The organism is Novosphingobium sp., from assembly GCF_020852455.1.
Taxonomy (GTDB): domain Bacteria; phylum Pseudomonadota; class Alphaproteobacteria; order Sphingomonadales; family Sphingomonadaceae; genus Novosphingobium.
In genome coordinates this window covers 105853-123163 of sequence record NZ_JADZAT010000028.1, presented here as the reverse complement: position 1 = coordinate 123163, position 17311 = coordinate 105853, and the positions used below count along the sequence as shown (strand labels likewise).

Here is a 17311-nt window from a genome sequence, read left to right as displayed (position 1 = left end):
GGGTGTGACCTTTGGATTGGAAGGTCACACCGCGATGCGACCTTTCCCAAGGCCTTGCTGGGCGGAACCGACAATGAGAATGAGCGAGCTGCGGCAGGCATCGCAGATTGCCGTGATGTAGGAAAGCGCCGCGCCGCCCTTTCCCTGCCGCGCGGGTGGTGGCAGGGTGCGGGAATGCGCAATCAGCTCCTCCCCCTCGCAATCATCGCCCTCGCCGCCGCCACGCCCGCCCAGCCGCAGGCGTCGGCCGCCATCGCTGCGGGCAAGTCCCAGCCGAGCCCGCTCGCGCCTGGCGAGATCGTCGCGGCCGCACCCAAGGCGGACTGGACGGCTATTGCCGCTTCCGATCTGCTGGTGATGGACCTGGCCCCCGATGCCAAGGGCAAGCCCCGCCGGGTGGTGATTCAGCTGATGCCCGCGCCGTTCTCGCAAGGCTGGATCGGCAATATCCGCAAGCTGGCGGCAGCGAAGTTCTGGGACGGGACCGCAGTGAACCGGGTGCAGGACAATTACGTCGTGCAGTGGGGCGATCCCGATGCCGAGGACAAGGTCAAGGCGAAGAAGCTGCCCGAGGGTTTGGCGGTGATGCCGGAGAGCGACTATGTCGAGAGACTCACTCCCATCAAGACTAAAACCCCGACGGCGAGAACGAAGCCAGCAACCGAGCGATTTCGCAAGGATCCCTACGGCAACAATCTGTTTGGTTTAGGTTGGCCACTTGGTGCTGCAGATTATTCGCTTTGGCCTGTCCACTGCTACGGCATGGTCGGCGTTGGCCGCGACCTTTCCCCCAACACCGGCACCGGCGCGGAACTCTACGTGGTGATCGGCCATGCCCCGCGCCACCTTGACCGCAACATCGCGCTGGTCGGCCGGGTGATCGAGGGGATCGAGTACCTGTCTTCGCTGCCGCGCGGGCATGCGGCGCTGGGGTTCTATGATCCGGCGCAGGGCGACGAGCGCACGGCGATCCAGTCGATCCGGCTGGGCAATGAGGTGAAAGACCTGCCGGCCTACGAGTATCTCTCCACCGAAAGCGCCAGCTTCGCCAAATACGCCGACGCCCGCGCCAACCGCCGCGATGCCTTCTTCATCCGCCCGGCCGGCGGGGCGGATGTGTGCAACATTCCGGTGCCGGTGCGGCGGACGCAATGATGAGGATTGGTTCACCCGAAGTACCAAAGATGTTATGCTTGGCCGTAGGCCCTTGTCCCAAGTCAATGCCGGGGCAATCGCAGCATCACGGATGGAAAGCGGCTGCGCCGCACGCGCTATCTCTTCGGTGCTTTGGGTGAACAACCAATGACCGAACACATCACCCACACCGGCCCGCTGTGGCGCTGGACCAGTTCGACCGGCACCGGCGCCTGGCATTTCGTGACGATCGACGGCGCGGCTGGCGAGGCGCTTTCGGGCACCGCGTTGATGCGGCGGCTGGAGCGGAGCATCGGCGGGTTCGGCTCGCTCAAGGTCACGGCCCGGATCGGCGACAGTACGTTCAAGACCTCGGTCTTTCCCAGCAAGGAGCTGGGCTGGCTGCTGCCGGTCAAGGCCGCCGTGCGCAAGGCCGAAGGGCTGGGCGAGGGGGATGTGGTCGAGGTGGTGCTGGAGGTTTGAGGTCCGGCTTCTGCGTGAACCCAAAACAATCGCTACCGCGCAGCAACAGGATCACCCGCGCGGACCCCTCCACCACCTTCGGTGGTCCCGCTTCCCGTTCAGGGGAGGCATCAGGCCTGGATCAGCTCGATCCGGTTGCCGAAGGGGTCCGCCACATGGCAGCGTTTGACGCCGGGAAGGTCGGTGTCAGGAACCACCGTTGCGCCGGCAGCAGCAAGCTCGGCTGCCAAACCATCGAGATCATCCACCAGCAGTGCCGGGTGCGCCTTCTTTGCCGGGCGGAAATCCGGCTCGACCCCCAGGTGCAGTCTTACTGCCGGGCCTTCGAACCAGCACCCGCCGCGCGCGGCCAGCAGCGGCGGCTTGGGGACTTCGGGCAGGCCGAGCAGGCCGGAATAGAAGTGCCTGGCCTGGTCTTCGCCGCCGGGCGGCATGGCCAGCTGGACATGGTCGATCCCGACTATGCGAGACATATCACTTACCCCAACTTGAACCGTTCGCCCTGAGCTTGTCGAAGGGCCGTTCTTCCTTCTTGGCGGCGGCTCCACTTGCAGCAAAGGACGGTCCTTCGACAGGCTCAGGACGAACGGGAGTGGGGAGGCAGTTGGGGCTGCTGATCGGGACTCCCATCAGATCCGCTCGGCCTCGGCCACGGCATCGCTGGCGCGCAGGGCGCTGACGATGCGGGTCAGGTGGGCCAGATCGTTGACCTCCAGATCGACCTCGTAGGTCGAGAACAGTTCGTCGCGCCCGGTGTTTTCCAGCGCGGCGATGTTGGCACGGTTGCCGGCGAAGATCCCGGCGGCTTCGGCCAGAGTACCCGGGCGGTTGTAGAGTACCACGCGCACCCGCCCGACCGCGCCGGTGGTGCGTTCGCCCCATGACAGGTCGAGCCAGTCGGCATCGACCCCGCTGGCGAGCTTCATGCAGTCGATCGCGTGGACTTCCACCCCCACGTCGGGCTGGCGGATCCCGACGATCCGGTCACCCGGCACCGGGTGGCAGCATTCGCCAAGGTGGAAGGCCATGCCCGCGGTCAGTCCGCGGATCGAGATCGCACGGTCCTGCTTGGGCCAGTTTTCTGGTTCGGCCATGTGCTTGGTGCTGCCCGGCACCAGCGCTTCCATCACCGCGCGGTCTTCCAGCTTGGCGGTGCCGATCGCGATCATCAGCTCTTCTTCCGAAGCCAGACCCAGCCGCTTGGCCGCATCCTTGACCGCCTTCTTGCCGATCTTGCTGGGCAGGCGTTCGACGATCTGTTCGTAAAGCTTGCGCCCGATCGTGGCCACTTCGGCGCGTTCCTTGGCGCGGACTGCGCGGCGGATTGCGGCGCGGGCCTTGCCGGTGACGACAAAACCCAGCCAGGCCAGCTGCGGGCTGGCGCTGCGGCTCTTGATCACCTCAACCACGTCGCCATTGTTGAGCGCGGTGCGCAGCGGCATGTGCCGCCCGTTGATCTTGGCACCCACCGCAAAGCTGCCGAGGTCCGAATGCAGCGCATAGGCGAAATCGACCGGGGTCGAACCCTTGGGCAGTTGCAGCAGCTGGCCCTTGGGGGTGAAGGCGAAGATCCGGTCCTGATAAATCGCCAGCTTGGTATGTTCGAGCAGTTCCTCGGCATCGTGGCTGGCATCGACGATTTCGATCAGGTCGCGCAGCCAGCCGACCTGCCCGTCGGGCCGGACCCCGCCCTGCTTGTAGGCCCAGTGCGCGGCCAGCCCGAATTCGTTGGTGCGGTGCATTTCATGCGTGCGCACCTGCACTTCCATCCGCATCGAATTTTCATAGATCAGCGCGGTGTGCAGGCTGCGATAGCCGTTCGACTTGGGGGTGGAGATGTAATCCTTGAAGCGGCCCGGGATCATCTGCCAGGTGGTGTGCAGCACCCCCAGCGCCTTGTAGCTGTCCTCCACCGTATCGGTCAGCACCCGGAAGGCCATGATATCGGTGATCTGTTCGAAGCTGACGTGGCGTTCGGCCATCTTCTTCCAGATCGAATAGGGATGCTTTTCGCGCCCCGAAACCTCAACCTTCAGGCCCGCTTCGGCCAGCGCCTGCTTGATCGCCAGCGCAATCGCATCGACCTGCCCGCCCTCGCTGCTGCGGATCTGGGCAAGCCGTCCGGTGATGATCGCATAGGCTTCGGGTTCGAGCTGTTCGAAGGCGAGCAGCTGCATCTCGCGCATGTATTCGTACATGCCCACGCGTTCGGCCAGCGGGGCATAGATATCCATCGTTTCGCGGGCGATCCGGCGGCGCTTTTCCTCGCTGCGGATGAAATGCAGCGTGCGCATGTTGTGCAAACGGTCGGCCAGCTTGACCAGCAGGACACGGATGTCCTCGCTCATCGCCAGGAAGAATTTGCGCAGGTTTTCGGCGGCGCGCTCGTTCTCGCCCATCGCCTCGATCTTCGACAGCTTGGTCACGCCATCGACCAGCCGGGCGACATCGGGGCCGAACAGCTTTTCGATTTCATCGGTGGTGGCCAGGGTATCTTCCACGGTATCGTGGAGCAGCGCGGTGATGATCGTTTCCTGATCGAGCTTGAGCTCGGTCATCAGCCCGGCGACTTCGACCGGGTGGCTGAAATAGGGATCGCCACTGGCGCGTTTCTGGCTGCCATGTTTCTGGACGGTATAGACATAGGCACGGTTGAGCATGGCCTCGTCGGCCTCGGGATCGTAGGCAAGAACCCGTTCAACCAGTTCGTATTGTCGCAGCATTGCAGGCAGTGTGGGGGGAATTGATGTGCAAGGGCAAGGGGTTTTGCGTCAGACCCCGGTAATCAGGAAATCAAGCGCGTTGTCGATCAGGCGATCCTCATCGCGCAGTGAGCACACTGTCGCTTCGATTTCCTTGCGCTTGATTGCTGTCGCCATGTGGGTGGCCATGATCCACCCTTGGCCATTGATCTCAAACAAGGGGTGCAGTCGTTTGATTGGATCGGGAATGTTCTTGGGATTGACCAGGGGCACAACAAATCTCGAGCCAAGGTGCTCAAGGATGTCGGCTTGGCAATCGATCGCCAGTTCGCCCGTGCGCAGCCGGTAGACAGAGTAACGAGCCATCTAGAACATGCGATACTTGGCGAGCGGAAGTTCGTTTTCTTCCATCCAGGTGTTCCAGGCTTCGATCGCCGGTGTGTTTTCCTCCAGCCAGCGCCGCTTGCGCTCTTCCTTCAGTGCGGATTCAAGCCCTGCTTCGCAAGCACGCGAGAGGTTGATGTCAAGCGCCTTGGCTTGATCTACAAGTTCCGTGGCGAGCGAGATGTTGGTCGAGCGGCGCGGGGTTTTGATGGGGGAATTCATGCGCATATTTTATGCGCATTCAGAATGTCCGTCAACTCCACTTGGCCTCGGGCGGCAGGCTCATCAGGATTGCGTCGATATTGCCGCCGGTCTTGAGCCCGAACAACGTGCCGCGATCATAGACCAGGTTGAATTCGGCATAGCGGCCGCGCCATTCCAGCTGCTGGTCCTTCTCGTCCGGGGTAAAGGGCAGGCCCATCCGGCGGCGGACCAGCCGCGGGAAAACCGCCAGGAATGCCTCGCCGACATCGCGGGTGAAGGCGAAATTGCCTTCGAAAGCGGCGTCGTCCGTGCATTCGAGGTGATCATAGAAGATCCCGCCCACCCCGCGGTGGACGCCGCGGTGCGGGATGAAGAAATAGTCGTCTGCCCAGGCCTTGAAGCGCGGATAATAGTCCGCGTCGTGCGCGTCGCAGGCGGCCTTGAACGCGGCGTGAAACTCCTCGGTGTCCTCGGCATAAGGGATCGGCGGGTTGAGATCGCCGCCGCCGCCGAACCAGGCCTTGGTGGTGGTGAGGAACCGGGTGTTCATGTGCACGGCGGGCACATGCGGGTTGGCCATGTGCGCGACCAGGCTGATCCCGGTGGCGGTGAAGCCGGGGTCTTCCTCCGAAGCGCCGTTGATGCTGGCAGCGAACCCGGGCGCGAACCTGCCGTGAACGGTCGAGACGTTGACGCCGACTTTCTCGAACACCTGGCCCTTCATCAGCCCCCGGGTGCCGCCGCCGGGGTTGGCATTGCCCTCTTCCTCGCGGTTCCAGCTGAGGTAGTCGAAGCGGGCCGGGCTGCCGGCCTCGGCCTCGATCTTTTCGAATTCGGCGCAGATCCGGTCGCGCAGGCTTTCGAACCAGGTCTTGGCGCGGGCGGTCATGGGGGTCCAGTCGGTCATGATGTGCCCTTGCCAAGGCAAAGCGGTTCCGGCAAGGGAAACCAATGGTTCCCTTTTCGTTCGCAGGTGAGGACATGGCGCTGGCGGGCGCCGCTGCGCTCTACTGGCCGCGCGAACAGGCGCTGCTGGTGGCCGACCTGCATCTGGAAAAGGCCCGCTTCTTCGCCCGCTTCGGGCAGATGCTGCCGCCCTATGACAGCCGCGAGACACTGGCGCGGGTGGCCGATGCGATCCGGCTGACGGGCGCGCGGCGGGTGTTCTGCCTGGGCGACAATTTCCACGATGCCGAAGGTGCCGAACGGCTTGAGCCGCACGCGCTGGGCATGCTGGAGGCGCTGACCCGCGCGACCGACTGGGTCTGGGTGGCGGGCAATCACGATCGCGGCGCGGTACCCTGCGGCACGGCGGTTGCGGAACTGGACGTTTCGGGTCTGGTGCTGCGGCACGAGGCCTTGGCGGGCGAGGTGCGGCCCGAGCTGTCGGGGCACTATCATCCGCGCCTGCGCATTGCGGCGCGCGGCCGCTTGATCGCCCGGCCCTGCGCGGTGGCGAGCGAGCGCAAGCTGATCCTCCCCGCCTTCGGTGCGCTGACCGGCGGAATGGACGCGGCCGATCCGGCGATCATCGCCGCGATGCAGCCCGCCCGCGCGGTCGATGCGCTGCTGGGGGTGCAGGGGCGGCTGGTGCAATATCCACTTTGGAGAGCCGCTGCCTAAGCTCTTCCCCAAACCGCAGAATCCCTTTAAGGACGCGCGACAGATTCACTGCAGGAGACTTTCCAATAGCACCCCCACCCCGGCGCATGTTGCAGCCCCCCGTGAAGAGCGGGCCTCGCTACAATCAGATGATCACGTCCGACAAGGTTCGCGTCATTGACGAGAACGGCGAGAATATCGGCGTGATGTACACCCGCGAGGCGATCGAACAGGCCGCCGATGTCGGCCTCGATCTTGTGGAAGTTTCGCCCAACGCCGATCCGCCGGTGTGCAAGTTCCTCGATGTCGGCAAGTTCCGCTATGAGGCCCAGAAAAAGGCCAATGCCGCGCGCAAGACCCAGAAGACGCAGGAGATCAAGGAGATCAAGATGCGTCCGAACATCGACGATCACGACTATGACGTGAAGATGCGCGCGATCCACAAATTCATCGGCGAAGGCGACAAGGTGAAGGTCACCCTGCGCTTTCGCGGGCGTGAGCTTTCGCACCAGCAACTGGGCATGAATCTGCTCAAGCGGGTGCAGGAAGACACTGCCGAGATCGCCAAGATCGAAGCCTATCCGCGCATGGAAGGCCGTCAGATGCTGATGGTGCTTTCGCCGAAATAGGCTGAATTCCTCCCCGCATCGGGGAAGGGGAGGAAACATGACTGCCCAGCGTATCGCTTTCTGGATCGGGCCGCTTGGCTTCCTGGTCACCTTGGTGCTGGCCGCGCCGGCCAGCATGCCCGCGCTGGCCTGGCCTACCGCCGGGCTGGTCTGGTGGATGGCGGCCTGGTGGATGAGCGAGGCGATGCCGCTGTCGGCAACCGCGCTGCTGCCGTTCATCGTCCTGCCGCTGATCGGGGTGGCCGATGCCAACAAGACCGCCGCGACCTATTATTCGCCGGTCATGTTCCTCTTCCTGGGCGGGGCCTTCCTGGCGCTGGCGATCGAGCGGACCGGTCTGCACCGGCGGCTGGCGCTGGCGATCCTGGCACGGGCTGGCCATTCGCCGCTGCGGCTGCTGCTGGCGGTGATGTGCGCCACGGCGCTGATCAGCATGTTCATTTCCAACACCTCGACTGCGCTGATCATGATGCCGATGGCGCTGGCGATGCTCGCTTCGGGCGGCGTGCGTGAGGGCGAGACGCTGGGCATGGCCGGAGCCTTGCCAATGGGCGTGGCCTTTGCCGCCACGCTGGGCGGCTATGGCACGATCGTTGGCACGCCAACCAATGCCATTGCCGTCGCCCTGCTGCAGAAAAGCCTGGGGGTGGAGATCAGCTTCCTCGAATGGTCGATGTACGGCCTTCCGCTGGTGGCGCTGTCGGTGCCCTTGGCCGCGCTGATTATCGCCCGGGTGCAGGATATCGGCCACTGCGGCTTCGATCCGGCCGCCGCGCGGGCCGCAATCCATCTGCCGCCGGCCTGGACCCGGCCCGAACGGCGCCTGGCCCCGATCTTTGCGCTGACCGTGCTGGCCTGGGTCTCGATGCCCGTGCTGAAGCCTTTCTTCCCGCCTGGCGGACTGGATGATGGAACCGTCGCCGCACTGGCCGGCCTGACCCTGTTCTTCATCCCCGATGGCACCGGCCGCCCGCTGCTCAAATGGGAGGAAGCCAACCGCGCGCCCTGGGGGGTGATCCTGATGTTCGGCGGCGGGCTGGCGCTGGCCATGGGCATGACCGAAAGCGGACTGGCCGGCTGGCTGGGCGAAATGCTGCTGCCGCTGAAGGCCGTGCCGCTGCCGGTGGTGGCGCTGGTGCTGGTCGGCTTCGTGGTACTGGTAACCGAATTTGCCAGCAACATCGCCGCTGCCAGCGGGATCATGCCGGTGGTCGGCGCACTGGTGGTGGCCCTGGGGGCAGATCCGATCCTGCTGGCCTTGCCCGCCGCGCTGGCGGCCAGCTGGGGCTTCATGCTGCCCGCCGGAACCGGGCCCAATGCCCTGGCCTGGGCCACCGGGCATATCGCGCTGCCCCGGGTGCTCAAGGCCGGGTTCCTGCTCGACGTCGCGGGAATTCCGCTGATGGTCGGCGTCGTCTGGGCAATCGCCTGGCTCGGCTGAACCGGTTGCAGTTGAAATCGGTTTCGCGCGCCGTTATTGCGCTGTGATCCGGTCCCATGCGGAGATGCGCGCCTGCGGAGGTTAGACGCGCCAGCGCCCGGGGATCCGCCCGGCTCCTGCCTTCCTAGGAGCGATTTGACAGGAAGGACGCCGGCCATGGCAGATACCCCCGCGCGCAAACCCAAAGCCTCGATCACCCGGATCGGCAACCGCGAACTTTCGCCCGCCACGCTGATGATGGGCCACGGGTACGATCCGATGCTGTCCGAAGGCAGCCTCAAGGCGCCGATCTTCCTGACCAGCACTTTCGCCTTCCCCAGCGCGGCAGATGGCAAGCGCTTCTTCGAAGGGATCACCGGCAAGGTCCCGGGCGGCACCGATGGCCTGGTTTATTCGCGCTTCAACGGCCCTAACCAGCAGATTCTGGAAGGCCGCCTGGCGGTGTGGGACGGCGCGGAAGAGGCACTGTGCTTTTCCAGCGGGATGACCGCGATCTGCGTATTGTTCATGACCTTTGCCTCGGCTGGCGATGTGATCGTCCATTCCGGTCCGCTCTATGCTGCCAGCGAAGGCTTCGTCGCCAAGACGCTCAGCCGGTTCGGCGTAAGCTATGTCGATTTCCCCGCCGGGGCGACCCGCGCCGAACTGGACGTGGTGATGGAACAGGCCAAGGCCAAGGCCGCGGCGCAGGGCGGTAAGGTGGCGATGGTCTATCTGGAAAGCCCGGCCAATCCCACCAACGCGCTGGTCGATGTCGAAGCCGTGCGCGATGCGCGCGACGCCGCCTTTGGTTCCGCCAATGACCCTCAGACTGTTCCGATCGCCATCGACAACACCTTCCTGGGCCCGCTGTGGAGCCGCCCGATCGACCACGGCGCGGACATCGTGGTCTATTCGCTGACCAAATACGTCGGCGGTCATTCCGATCTGGTCGCAGGATCGGTTTCGGGCGCGACAAAGTGGATGACCCCGGTTCGGATGCTGCGCAACGTGATGGGCGGGATCGCCGATCCCAACACCGCCTGGATGCTGATGCGCAGCCTTGAAACGGTTGAGCTGCGCATGACCCGCGCGGGTGAGAACGCCGCCAAGGTCTGCGCCTGGCTGGCCGCCCACCCCAAGGTCGAAAAGCTGGGCTATCTGGGCATGATCGACGATCCGCGCCAGCAGGACATCTTCGATCGCCACTGCAGCGGCGCAGGCAGCACCTTCTCGCTCTATATCAAGGGCGGCGAGCCTGAGGCGTTCCGGTTCCTCGATCACCTCAAGATCGCCAAGCTGGCGGTCAGCCTGGGCGGCACCGAAACGCTGGCCAGCCTGCCCGCGGCGATGACCCACCTGTCGGTGCCCGATGAACGCAAGGCGCAGCTGGGGATCACCGATAACCTGGTGCGCGTCAGCATCGGGATCGAGGACGCTGATGACCTGATTGCCGATTTCGAACAGGCTTTGGCGGCAGTTTGATAGTCTCACGCGGAGGCGCGGAGGCGCGGAGGTGAGCGGGGGGCTCTCGCAAAGGCGCAAAGGCGCAAAGAGGGTGCGCTAGCCGAATGCTTCCTTTCGATTCGATGCGCTTCGCCCGGCACGAGCGTTGAGGAAGAAAGGCGGCTGCGCCGCAATCTCCACTCCTTCGCGTCTTTGCGAGCGCACTCCCCTTCTCCGCGCCTCCGCGTCTCCGCGTGGGCCAATCCGACTTGCCCCGACCCGGGCATTGTGCTTGGGCCGCCGCATGACCCACGAACCGCATGACAAGCTGCAGAGCGACGAGGCCGCATCCGGCAATTCACGCCTGGTAACGATCACCGAAGGCTTCTGGGCCGGGTGGCAGCACTGGGAGCCGGTTGACGATTTCGAGGAGCATTCGGGGCCGTTCTATTGCAAGCCCGAAGGCCAGGGCCTGCTCTGCGGTTTCCTGCCCGATGCCAAGAACCGCAACGGCGGCGGCAACATCCACGGCGGGGCCCTGATGACCTTTGCCGACTATGTGCTGTTCATGACCGCGCTGGGCGTCGATCCGAGCCTGCACGGGGTGACGCTGACCATGAACAGCGAATTCATCGGCGCGGCCGAACCGGGCCGCCTGCTGACCGGGCGCGGTGAAATTGTCCGTGCCGGTTTCTCGATCATCTTCGTGCGCGGGCTGATCGATGACGATGGCCGCCCGGTGCTGAGCTTTTCGGCGACGATCAAGAAGTTGAAAGCCAGGGCCTGATCAGCCCTTCCACTCGCGCCGTTCCTCGGCCTGGCGCAGCACTTCATAGGCCAGTTGCAGCGCCTGGAAAGCCTTGGCCGCATCCTCGTCGCCGGGGCGGACATCGGGGTGGACTTCCTTGGCCTTGCTGCGCCAGGCCTTCCTGATCTCGTCGAAATCGGCATCCGGGGTCAGCCCCAGCACGTCGAGCGCGCGCAATTCGTCGCGGCTGCGGCTGCCATCGCCCGATCCGGCCCAGCCGTAGTGCGCGCTTTCCTTGTAACCCTCGTGGGTCTGGCGCTCTTCCGCCTCGCGCGCGGCGGCTTCCTCGGCGTCCAGCCCGGCAAAATAGTCCCAGCCCTGGTTGTATTCGGCGGCGTGCTGCTGGCAGAACATCCAGCGTTCCGGGCTGTTCGGGCTTTTGGGGGCAGGGCAGGTGCCGGCCTCGGTGCAGCCGTGCCGGTCGCACAGGCGCACTTGCACAGCATCGCGGCTGCTGCCGTAACCGCCCCAGCGGGGGAAGCCCCAATTATCGGATCTGCGCGCGCGGCTCATAGACCCCAGCGATAGGCCCAAGCGCGCCTCCGGTGCAAGCCAAACCCGAAAGGCAACATGATTTTAAGTTTTCATTTGCAATGTTGCATTGCAATATTCGCCGACCGCCCTATATCGGATGAGAACCTCCCCAGGATATCAGACCCATGAGCAACCAACTGAAACTCTCCGCCGCGCTCTCGCTGCTGCTGATGACCGGCTTCGCGCTGCTCTCGCAGCTGGGCGGCGCACTTGGCACCCAGCCGCTGATCGGCGGGTAAGACCTTTTTGCAAAGTGCACTGATCGCCTCCGCGATCAGCTTGCAACACCGGCCCGCTCCCCCGGCCCGACCACCCATAGGCTACCCTAGTTGCGGGTGGTCGGGCCGGGGGAGCGGGCCGGTGTTGCAAGGTCAGACGGAAGTCTGACCGCACCTAATCAATAGTCACCGTCACCGCGCGGCGGTTCTTGGCCCAGCTGTCCTCGTCCGAACCCAGCGCCAGCGGCCTTTCCTTGCCATGGCTGACCGTGGTGATCCGCCCGGCGTCGATCCCCAGGCTGACCAGATAGTTCTTGGCTGCATTGGCGCGGCGTTCGCCCAGCGCAAGGTTGTATTCGCGCGTCCCGCGTTCGTCGCAGTGCCCTTCGATCGTGATCCGCTTGGCCGGGTACTTGGCCAGCCAGACCGACTGCGCGGCCAGCGCCTGCTGGTCGGCGCTGTCGATGTTGTAGCGGTCCGTATCGAACAGGATCGTGTCCTGGCCCATCATCTGCGCGGCGAAATCGGCCTGGCTGCCCGGGACCGGACCCTGGTTCTGGCCCGAGGTATCGGTCGAAACCGCGCCACCCGGATCGGGCGGCAGGCTGGCCGGGGCCTTCTTCGAACAGGCCGAGAGCGCGAGACTGCCGGCGACCAGGGCCAGGGCAAGCGTGCTGCGGGTATTCATGGGCATCTCCTTTGGAATTCAGGCTTTCCTGTTTGCCCCCAAGAGTCAATCGGGATCAGGGACGAAGCGGTCCCCAGGCGGGATCGCTGCCATCAACGGGGGTATCGAGCTTGCGCTCGTTCTTGCCGGTCAGATCGACTTGCCATACCCCGGTCTTGCCGCTGCCGCGCGCGGTGCGGAAGAACTGGATCACGCGGCCATTGGGCGCCCAGGTGGGGGCCTCGTCCTGCCAGCTGTCGGTCAGGTAACGCAGCCCGCCGCCGCCCGGATCCATGATCGCGATGCGGAAGTTGCCGGCGATGTGGGTGAAGGCGATCTGATCGCCGCGCGGGCTCCATTCCGGGGTGGCGCTGCGCCCGCCGAAAAAGCTGATCCGCTTCTGCCCCGATCCATCGGCGTTCATCACATAGACCTGCTGGCTGCCGCTGCGATCGCTTTCGAACACGATCCGGCTGCCATCGGGCGAAAAGCTGCCGCCGATATCGATCCCCGGGCTGTCGGTCAGCTTGACCGCGTTGCCGCCGGCGGCGGGCATCTTGTAAACGTCGGTGTTGCCGGCAATCGCCATCGAATAGAGCACCCATTTGCCATCGGGCGACCAGCGCGGCGCGAACAGCGGGTTCTTCGACTGCAGCAGCAGATCCTGGCGATCGCGTTCCAGATCATAGACGTAGATCCGCGGGCTGCCGTTGTAATAGCTGAGGTAGAGGATCTTCTTGTAATCGGGCGAATAGCGCGGGGTCAGCGCGGTGGTCTGCCCGGTGGTCAGATAGCGGTGGTTGGCCCCATCCGAATCCATCACCGCCAGCCGCTTCATCCGCCGGTTCTTGGGCCCGGTTTCGGCCACATAGGCGATCCGGCTGTCGAAGAACGGGTTTTCGCCCGAAAGCCGCGAATAGGCCATGTCGGCGCACTTGTGCGCGGCGCGGCGCCATTCGCCCGGCGGCACGGTCCAGCCGGCCTTGGCCAGCGGCTGGCCCAGCCCGACATCGTAGAGATAGCAGCCGACCGTGACATTGCCGTCCGCCTCGCCCCGGACATAACCCTGCAGCAGCATGTCGGTGCCGCGCGACTGCCACGGGGCATAGTCGGGCGCCTGGACCTGGCCCAGCGCCGGGCGCGGCAGGCTGGCCGGGCCGGTCGGCTTGAACAGCCCGTTGTTGCGCAGATCGCTGTAGATCACCGAGGCCAGCGAAAAGCCCAGCGCCGCAGTGGTCCCCGCGCTGGTCTGGGTCGGCACATCGGCATTGGTGGCAAAGGCCGGGATCGCGATCGACTGGTTTTGCCATTCGCCTTCGCCGCTGACGGTGCCGGTCAGCACTTCCTCGCCGCCCGCTGCCGGGCTGGCCGAGGCTTCGGGCTGCGGCGCGGCCTGGGCCAGCAGGGCGGCGGGCAGGGCGGCCAGCGACAGGCAGGCCAGGATCCGGGTCAGCTTCATTGGTTGATCTTCCAGTCGAAAGTGAAGCGCAGCGTCTTCCAGGCGGAATAGTACTGCGGCGGAAGGGTGGTGAAGGGGGCGGCGAGCCGCACGGCTTTGACCGCCTGCTCCTGGTGGCGCTTGACCTGCGGACGGTTATCGTCGGTGATCCCGGTCTGCGACACCACGCGCGGCTGCCCGGCCAGCGTGCCATCGGGATTGAGGCTCCATTCGACCGTCGTCGCGAGCTTTTCGACATCGAGGCCATTGGGCCCCTGCCATTTGCGCTTGAGCTGGCGGGCCACTTCGGAGGCCAGCGAGCTCCGCACCGCACCGGTGATCTGGGCCGGCGGAGTCTGGGCCTTGCCCGGACTCTTGGCGCCGGGGATACCCTTGTTGAAGGCATCGTCGAAGGCTGAGCTGCCGGGCCTGGTGACGGTCTTGGGCGGGGTCTTGGGCGGTGCGGGCGCGGCCTTGGGGGTGGACACCGGTTTGACCGGCGGCGCGGGCTTGGCCGGAGCCTTGGCCACGGGGGCCGGGGCCGGGCGCGGCGGCGCGGGGACCGGCTTGGCAACCGGCACCGGCTCGGGCGCAGGCGGCGGCGGTTCCTTACCCACTACCGGGCCGGTATCGGGCGCAGGCTGGGCCATGGGTTCGGGCGCGGCGGAGGTCAGCCCGACCTCGTCGCTGATCGTCACCATCATCCGTTCGGGCGGGGGCAGCGGCGCAGGCGGGCGCTGCCAGACCAGCACGGCCAGCAGCGCACCATGCCCCAGCACGGCCAGGGCCAGGGCCAGGCGCTCATCGCGGTTCAGGGTGCTGCTGCGGGCCATGGCTAGGGGCTAGGGCGCGGAAACTGAACTGTTGGTGACCAGCGAGATCGCGTTGCAGCCGGCCCGGTTCAGCTCACCCATCACCGCCATGACCGTGCCGTATTCCAGGCCCTTGTCGGCGCGCAGGTCGATCTGCCGCTTCGCCTCGCTGCCGCAATCGAGCGCGGCAAGCCGGTCGGGCAGGGTGCCGGGATCGACCACCACCTGATCAAGATAGATCACGCCATCGGGCGTGATCGACAGGTTGGTTTGCTTCGGGGTCTGGTCCAGCGGCTTGGCGTTGCTGTCGGGCAGGTCGATCGGCACCCCGGCGTTGAGCAGCGGCGCGGTGACCATGAAGATGATCAGCAGCACCAGCATCACGTCAACCAGCGGGGTGACGTTAATCTCCGCCATCGGCGCGCGCCCGCGGCGGCCTTTGCGGCGGGGGGCGGACATTCCCATCCTACAGCCCCTCCAACTCGCGGCACAGGCTGGCGTGCAGCTTGTCGGCAAAGCGCTGCAGCCGGGCTTCCATCTGATCGACCCGGTGGGTGAAACGGTTGTAGGCGATCACCGCCGGGATTGCCGCGAACAGCCCGATCGCCGTGGCGAACAGCGCTTCGGAAATGCCCGGCGCCACCACTGCCAGCGAGGAGTTCTGCTGCTGGCCGATCTGGAAGAACGAATTCATGATCCCCCAGACGGTGCCGAACAGGCCCACGAAAGGCGCCACCGCACCGACCGTGGCCAGAAAATTGAGCCGTTCCGACAGCTTTTCCGCTTCCTGCGCGATCGCGCTGTCCATTGCCCCGGCCAGCCGTTCGCGCACGCCGGCCTTGTCATAGCCCTTGGCACCCAGCGAACGGCGCCATTCGGCCAGGCCTGCCGCGGCGACCCGGGCCGAAGGCACATCGCCCTTGCCGCGTTCGGCCTGGAAGGCGTCGATATCGCTGGTCTTCCAGAAATCGCGTTCATAATCATCGCACCGCTTGCGCAGCGACGATTGGCGCAGGCTGAAGGAAACCACGATGGTCCAGACCCAGATCGAGGCCAGCACCAGCCCGGCCATCACCACCTGAACCACGATATCGGCATCGAGGAACAGCTTTACCGGGTTGAGGTGACCCGAAATGGCTTTGGGTGCGGCCGCGGCCGCCGCAAGAAGCGAGAAATCGGTCATGAATGTCCTTCGATGGCAATGGTCTTGAAGGCCGCGCGCCAGGCTTCGGGCATGCGGCGCGGACGCCCGTCGGGGGCAACGAAGCCGACGCGAAAGCGGGCTTCGGACAGCAGCAGGCCGTCTTCGCGGAAGGCCTTCTGGTGCATCCGGCAGCTGGCCGCGCGCAGATCTTCGCAGGTGGTTTCGATCAGGACGCCATCATCCAGCCGCGCCGGGGCGGCATAGCGGATCGTCAGGTCGGCCACGGCAAAGGCGCCTTCGCCAGCCTCGTTCACCGCGCGCTGGTCAATCCCCAGCAGCCGCACGAAATCCGAACGCGCACGTTCGAACCAGCGCAGGTAATTGGCGTGATAGACCACCCCCGACAGGTCGGTATCCTCGAAATAGGCGCGCACCGCAAACCGGTGCAGGTGCCCGTCGATCTGACCGGCAGGATAGGCAGGATGTGACGTCATTTCGCCAGACTCTTAGCAACTGCGCGAGTCGCAGGGCAAGGGCGCAGCTTCAGGTCGGCGCAGCTATCGCCCGCTTTGTCAGTCGAAGGCTGGCCGACAACGCAAGAAAGTGGGTGGTTCACCCGAAGCACCCAAGAAGCAGCGCTTTGCGCCGCAGGCAGTGCTTTATACGGCGGTTCACTGGAACCTTCGTGAATCAAGGGCGGCTGAGCCGCAGACACCACATCTTTGGTGCTTCGGGTGAACCAAACCGATCTACCGCGCCAGCATTGGCCCCAGCGGCTTGCCGCCAAACAGGTGGACGTGCAGATGCGGCACTTCCTGGTGGCCGTGACCGCCAATGTTGGCCAGCAGCCGATAACCCGGCTCGACCAGCCCGGCCTCACGCGCGACATGGCCGACCGCGCGGACGAACCCGGCGATTTCTTCGGCCGGGGCCCTGGCGGAAAAATCATCCCAGCTGACATAAGGACCCTTGGGGATCACCAGCACATGCAGCGGCGCCTGCGGGTTGATGTCATGAAAGGCCAGCGCCCATTCGTCTTCATAGACGGTCCGGTTCGGAATTTCCCCGCGCAGGATCTTCGCAAAGATGTTCTGATCGTCATAGGGCAGGGTGGCGTCGATCGGCATCATTGACCTCGTGCAGCTTTTTCGGCGATCCCGCTGGTGCCTTCGCGGCGTTCGAGCTCGGCAAGGACTTCGTTCAGCGCCACGCCCTTGGCATCAAGCAGGACCAGCAGGTGGAACAGCGTATCAGCTGCCTCGCCAACCAGTTCCTCACGGCTGCCAGAGAGTGCGGCGACCACGGTTTCGATTGCTTCCTCACCCAGCTTGCGGGCAATCACCGGTACCCCGCGCGCGTTGAGCCTGGCGACCCAGCTGGTGTCGGGATCGGCGGCGCGGCGCTGGGCAATCGTTGCGGCCAGGCGGGATAGCGTGTCCATGCGCCCGGCTTTGCGGCGCATGGCCGCGCGGGTCAAGCTAGTCTTGGTCCTCGGGCCGCTTGCGGGCAACCTGGCGGCCGATGATCAGCCCGGCCAGGCCCATGCCCAGCAGGGCCAGGTCGCTGGGCTCGGGGATCGAGAAACCGCCAGCCGCCAGGGCCGGGGATGCCATGCCCAAGCCCAATGCCAATGCTGTCAGGAAGTGCCCCTTGTTCATGCCCTGCCGATGCCCGCAAGGTCGCGAT

Annotated in this window: 22 protein-coding genes; 7 read left to right on the top strand and 15 right to left on the bottom strand. The window is 65.2% G+C overall.

The genetic code is table 11. The features are described 5' to 3' along the window. Positions 1 to 174 precede the first annotated feature (174 nt). Together IT549_RS12515 and IT549_RS12510 are read left to right on the top strand one after the other, a co-directional pair. A complete protein-coding gene (locus IT549_RS12515; protein WP_292973672.1) occupies positions 175 to 1155 on the top strand; it encodes a peptidylprolyl isomerase in 981 nt (326 codons plus the stop codon). A gap of 147 nt (positions 1156 to 1302) precedes the next feature. Further along, positions 1303 to 1617, top strand: a complete 315-nt coding sequence (locus IT549_RS12510) for a DUF1905 domain-containing protein (protein ID WP_292973670.1) — start codon at positions 1303 to 1305, stop codon at positions 1615 to 1617. 110 nt (positions 1618 to 1727) lie between these two features. On the opposite strand, the gene IT549_RS12505 is transcribed toward IT549_RS12510, so the two are convergent. The 5 genes from IT549_RS12505 to hemF form a co-directional block, all read right to left on the bottom strand. After that, positions 1728 to 2090, bottom strand: coding sequence for a VOC family protein (locus IT549_RS12505; RefSeq protein WP_292973668.1), 363 nt, complete (start codon positions 2088 to 2090; stop codon positions 1728 to 1730). A gap of 156 nt (positions 2091 to 2246) precedes the next feature. Continuing rightward, positions 2247 to 4340, bottom strand: a complete 2094-nt coding sequence (locus IT549_RS12500; protein ID WP_292973666.1) for a bifunctional (p)ppGpp synthetase/guanosine-3',5'-bis(diphosphate) 3'-pyrophosphohydrolase — start codon at positions 4338 to 4340, stop codon at positions 2247 to 2249. Between the two features lie 48 nt (positions 4341 to 4388). Next, positions 4389 to 4685, bottom strand: a complete 297-nt coding sequence (locus tag IT549_RS12495; protein ID WP_292973664.1) for a CcdB family protein — start codon at positions 4683 to 4685, stop codon at positions 4389 to 4391. Beyond that, on the bottom strand, positions 4686 to 4925 hold the full coding sequence (locus tag IT549_RS12490; RefSeq protein WP_292973662.1) for a type II toxin-antitoxin system CcdA family antitoxin: 240 nt from the start codon (positions 4923 to 4925) through the stop codon (positions 4686 to 4688). Positions 4926 to 4956: 31 nt separating this feature from the next. Next, the gene (gene hemF, locus IT549_RS12485) at positions 4957 to 5814 is read right to left on the bottom strand and encodes an oxygen-dependent coproporphyrinogen oxidase (RefSeq protein WP_292973660.1); all 858 of its coding nucleotides are present in this window, start codon (positions 5812 to 5814) and stop codon (positions 4957 to 4959) included. A 44-nt stretch (positions 5815 to 5858) separates the two neighbouring features. Between hemF and pdeM the strand changes: the two genes are divergently transcribed. The 5 genes from pdeM (at position 5859) to IT549_RS12460 (ending at position 10791) form a co-directional block, all read left to right on the top strand. Beyond that, positions 5859 to 6530, top strand: coding sequence for a ligase-associated DNA damage response endonuclease PdeM (gene pdeM / locus IT549_RS12480; RefSeq protein ID WP_292973658.1), 672 nt, complete (start codon positions 5859 to 5861; stop codon positions 6528 to 6530). 86 nt (positions 6531 to 6616) lie between these two features. Beyond that, positions 6617 to 7138 carry a translation initiation factor IF-3 gene (gene infC, locus IT549_RS12475; protein WP_292973656.1) on the top strand — a complete coding sequence of 174 codons (522 nt, stop codon included), beginning with the start codon at positions 6617 to 6619 and terminating at the stop codon, positions 7136 to 7138. 37 nt (positions 7139 to 7175) lie between these two features. Then, the gene (locus IT549_RS12470) at positions 7176 to 8579 is read left to right on the top strand and encodes a DASS family sodium-coupled anion symporter (RefSeq protein ID WP_292973654.1); all 1404 of its coding nucleotides are present in this window, start codon (positions 7176 to 7178) and stop codon (positions 8577 to 8579) included. A gap of 156 nt (positions 8580 to 8735) precedes the next feature. Continuing rightward, positions 8736 to 10043, top strand: a complete 1308-nt coding sequence (locus IT549_RS12465) for a cystathionine gamma-synthase family protein (RefSeq protein ID WP_292973652.1) — start codon at positions 8736 to 8738, stop codon at positions 10041 to 10043. Between the two features lie 265 nt (positions 10044 to 10308). Further along, entirely contained in the window at positions 10309 to 10791 is a 483-nt protein-coding gene (locus IT549_RS12460) for a PaaI family thioesterase (protein WP_292973650.1), read from the top strand. Here the strand turns inward: IT549_RS12460 and IT549_RS12455 are convergent, their stop codons facing one another. The 10 genes from IT549_RS12455 to IT549_RS12410 all read right to left on the bottom strand — a co-directional run bounded on the left by IT549_RS12455 (position 10792) and on the right by IT549_RS12410 (position 17283). Beyond that, a complete protein-coding gene (locus tag IT549_RS12455; protein ID WP_292973648.1) occupies positions 10792 to 11325 on the bottom strand; it encodes a J domain-containing protein in 534 nt (177 codons plus the stop codon). Positions 11326 to 11739: 414 nt separating this feature from the next. Continuing rightward, positions 11740 to 12258 carry a peptidoglycan-associated lipoprotein Pal gene (gene pal, locus IT549_RS12450; RefSeq protein ID WP_292973646.1) on the bottom strand — a complete coding sequence of 173 codons (519 nt, stop codon included), beginning with the start codon at positions 12256 to 12258 and terminating at the stop codon, positions 11740 to 11742. Between the two features lie 49 nt (positions 12259 to 12307). Further along, the gene (tolB, locus tag IT549_RS12445; RefSeq protein ID WP_292973644.1) at positions 12308 to 13690 is read right to left on the bottom strand and encodes a Tol-Pal system beta propeller repeat protein TolB; all 1383 of its coding nucleotides are present in this window, start codon (positions 13688 to 13690) and stop codon (positions 12308 to 12310) included. Continuing rightward, positions 13687 to 14502, bottom strand: a complete 816-nt coding sequence (locus tag IT549_RS12440; RefSeq protein ID WP_292973642.1) for a hypothetical protein — start codon at positions 14500 to 14502, stop codon at positions 13687 to 13689. The genes tolB and IT549_RS12440 overlap by 4 nt, the downstream gene beginning before the upstream one ends. A 9-nt stretch (positions 14503 to 14511) precedes the next feature. After that, positions 14512 to 14898 (bottom strand): biopolymer transporter ExbD, encoded by a 387-nt coding sequence (locus tag IT549_RS12435; protein ID WP_292973640.1) that lies wholly within the window; start codon positions 14896 to 14898, stop codon positions 14512 to 14514. Positions 14899 to 14947: 49 nt separating this feature from the next. Beyond that, entirely contained in the window at positions 14948 to 15664 is a 717-nt protein-coding gene (tolQ, locus tag IT549_RS12430; RefSeq protein WP_292973638.1) for a protein TolQ, read from the bottom strand. After that, a complete protein-coding gene (locus tag IT549_RS12425) occupies positions 15661 to 16119 on the bottom strand; it encodes a YbgC/FadM family acyl-CoA thioesterase (RefSeq protein WP_292973636.1) in 459 nt (152 codons plus the stop codon). The genes tolQ and IT549_RS12425 overlap by 4 nt, the downstream gene beginning before the upstream one ends. Positions 16120 to 16374: 255 nt before the next feature. Then, positions 16375 to 16752: a histidine triad nucleotide-binding protein gene (locus IT549_RS12420; RefSeq protein WP_292973634.1), complete on the bottom strand. Its 378-nt coding sequence runs from the start codon at positions 16750 to 16752 to the stop codon at positions 16375 to 16377. Further along, positions 16752 to 17066: a phosphoribosyl-ATP diphosphatase gene (locus IT549_RS12415; RefSeq protein ID WP_292973632.1), complete on the bottom strand. Its 315-nt coding sequence runs from the start codon at positions 17064 to 17066 to the stop codon at positions 16752 to 16754. The genes IT549_RS12420 and IT549_RS12415 overlap by 1 nt, the downstream gene beginning before the upstream one ends. A gap of 37 nt (positions 17067 to 17103) precedes the next feature. After that, a complete protein-coding gene (locus IT549_RS12410) occupies positions 17104 to 17283 on the bottom strand; it encodes a PEP-CTERM sorting domain-containing protein (protein ID WP_292973630.1) in 180 nt (59 codons plus the stop codon). Positions 17284 to 17311 lie beyond the last annotated feature (28 nt).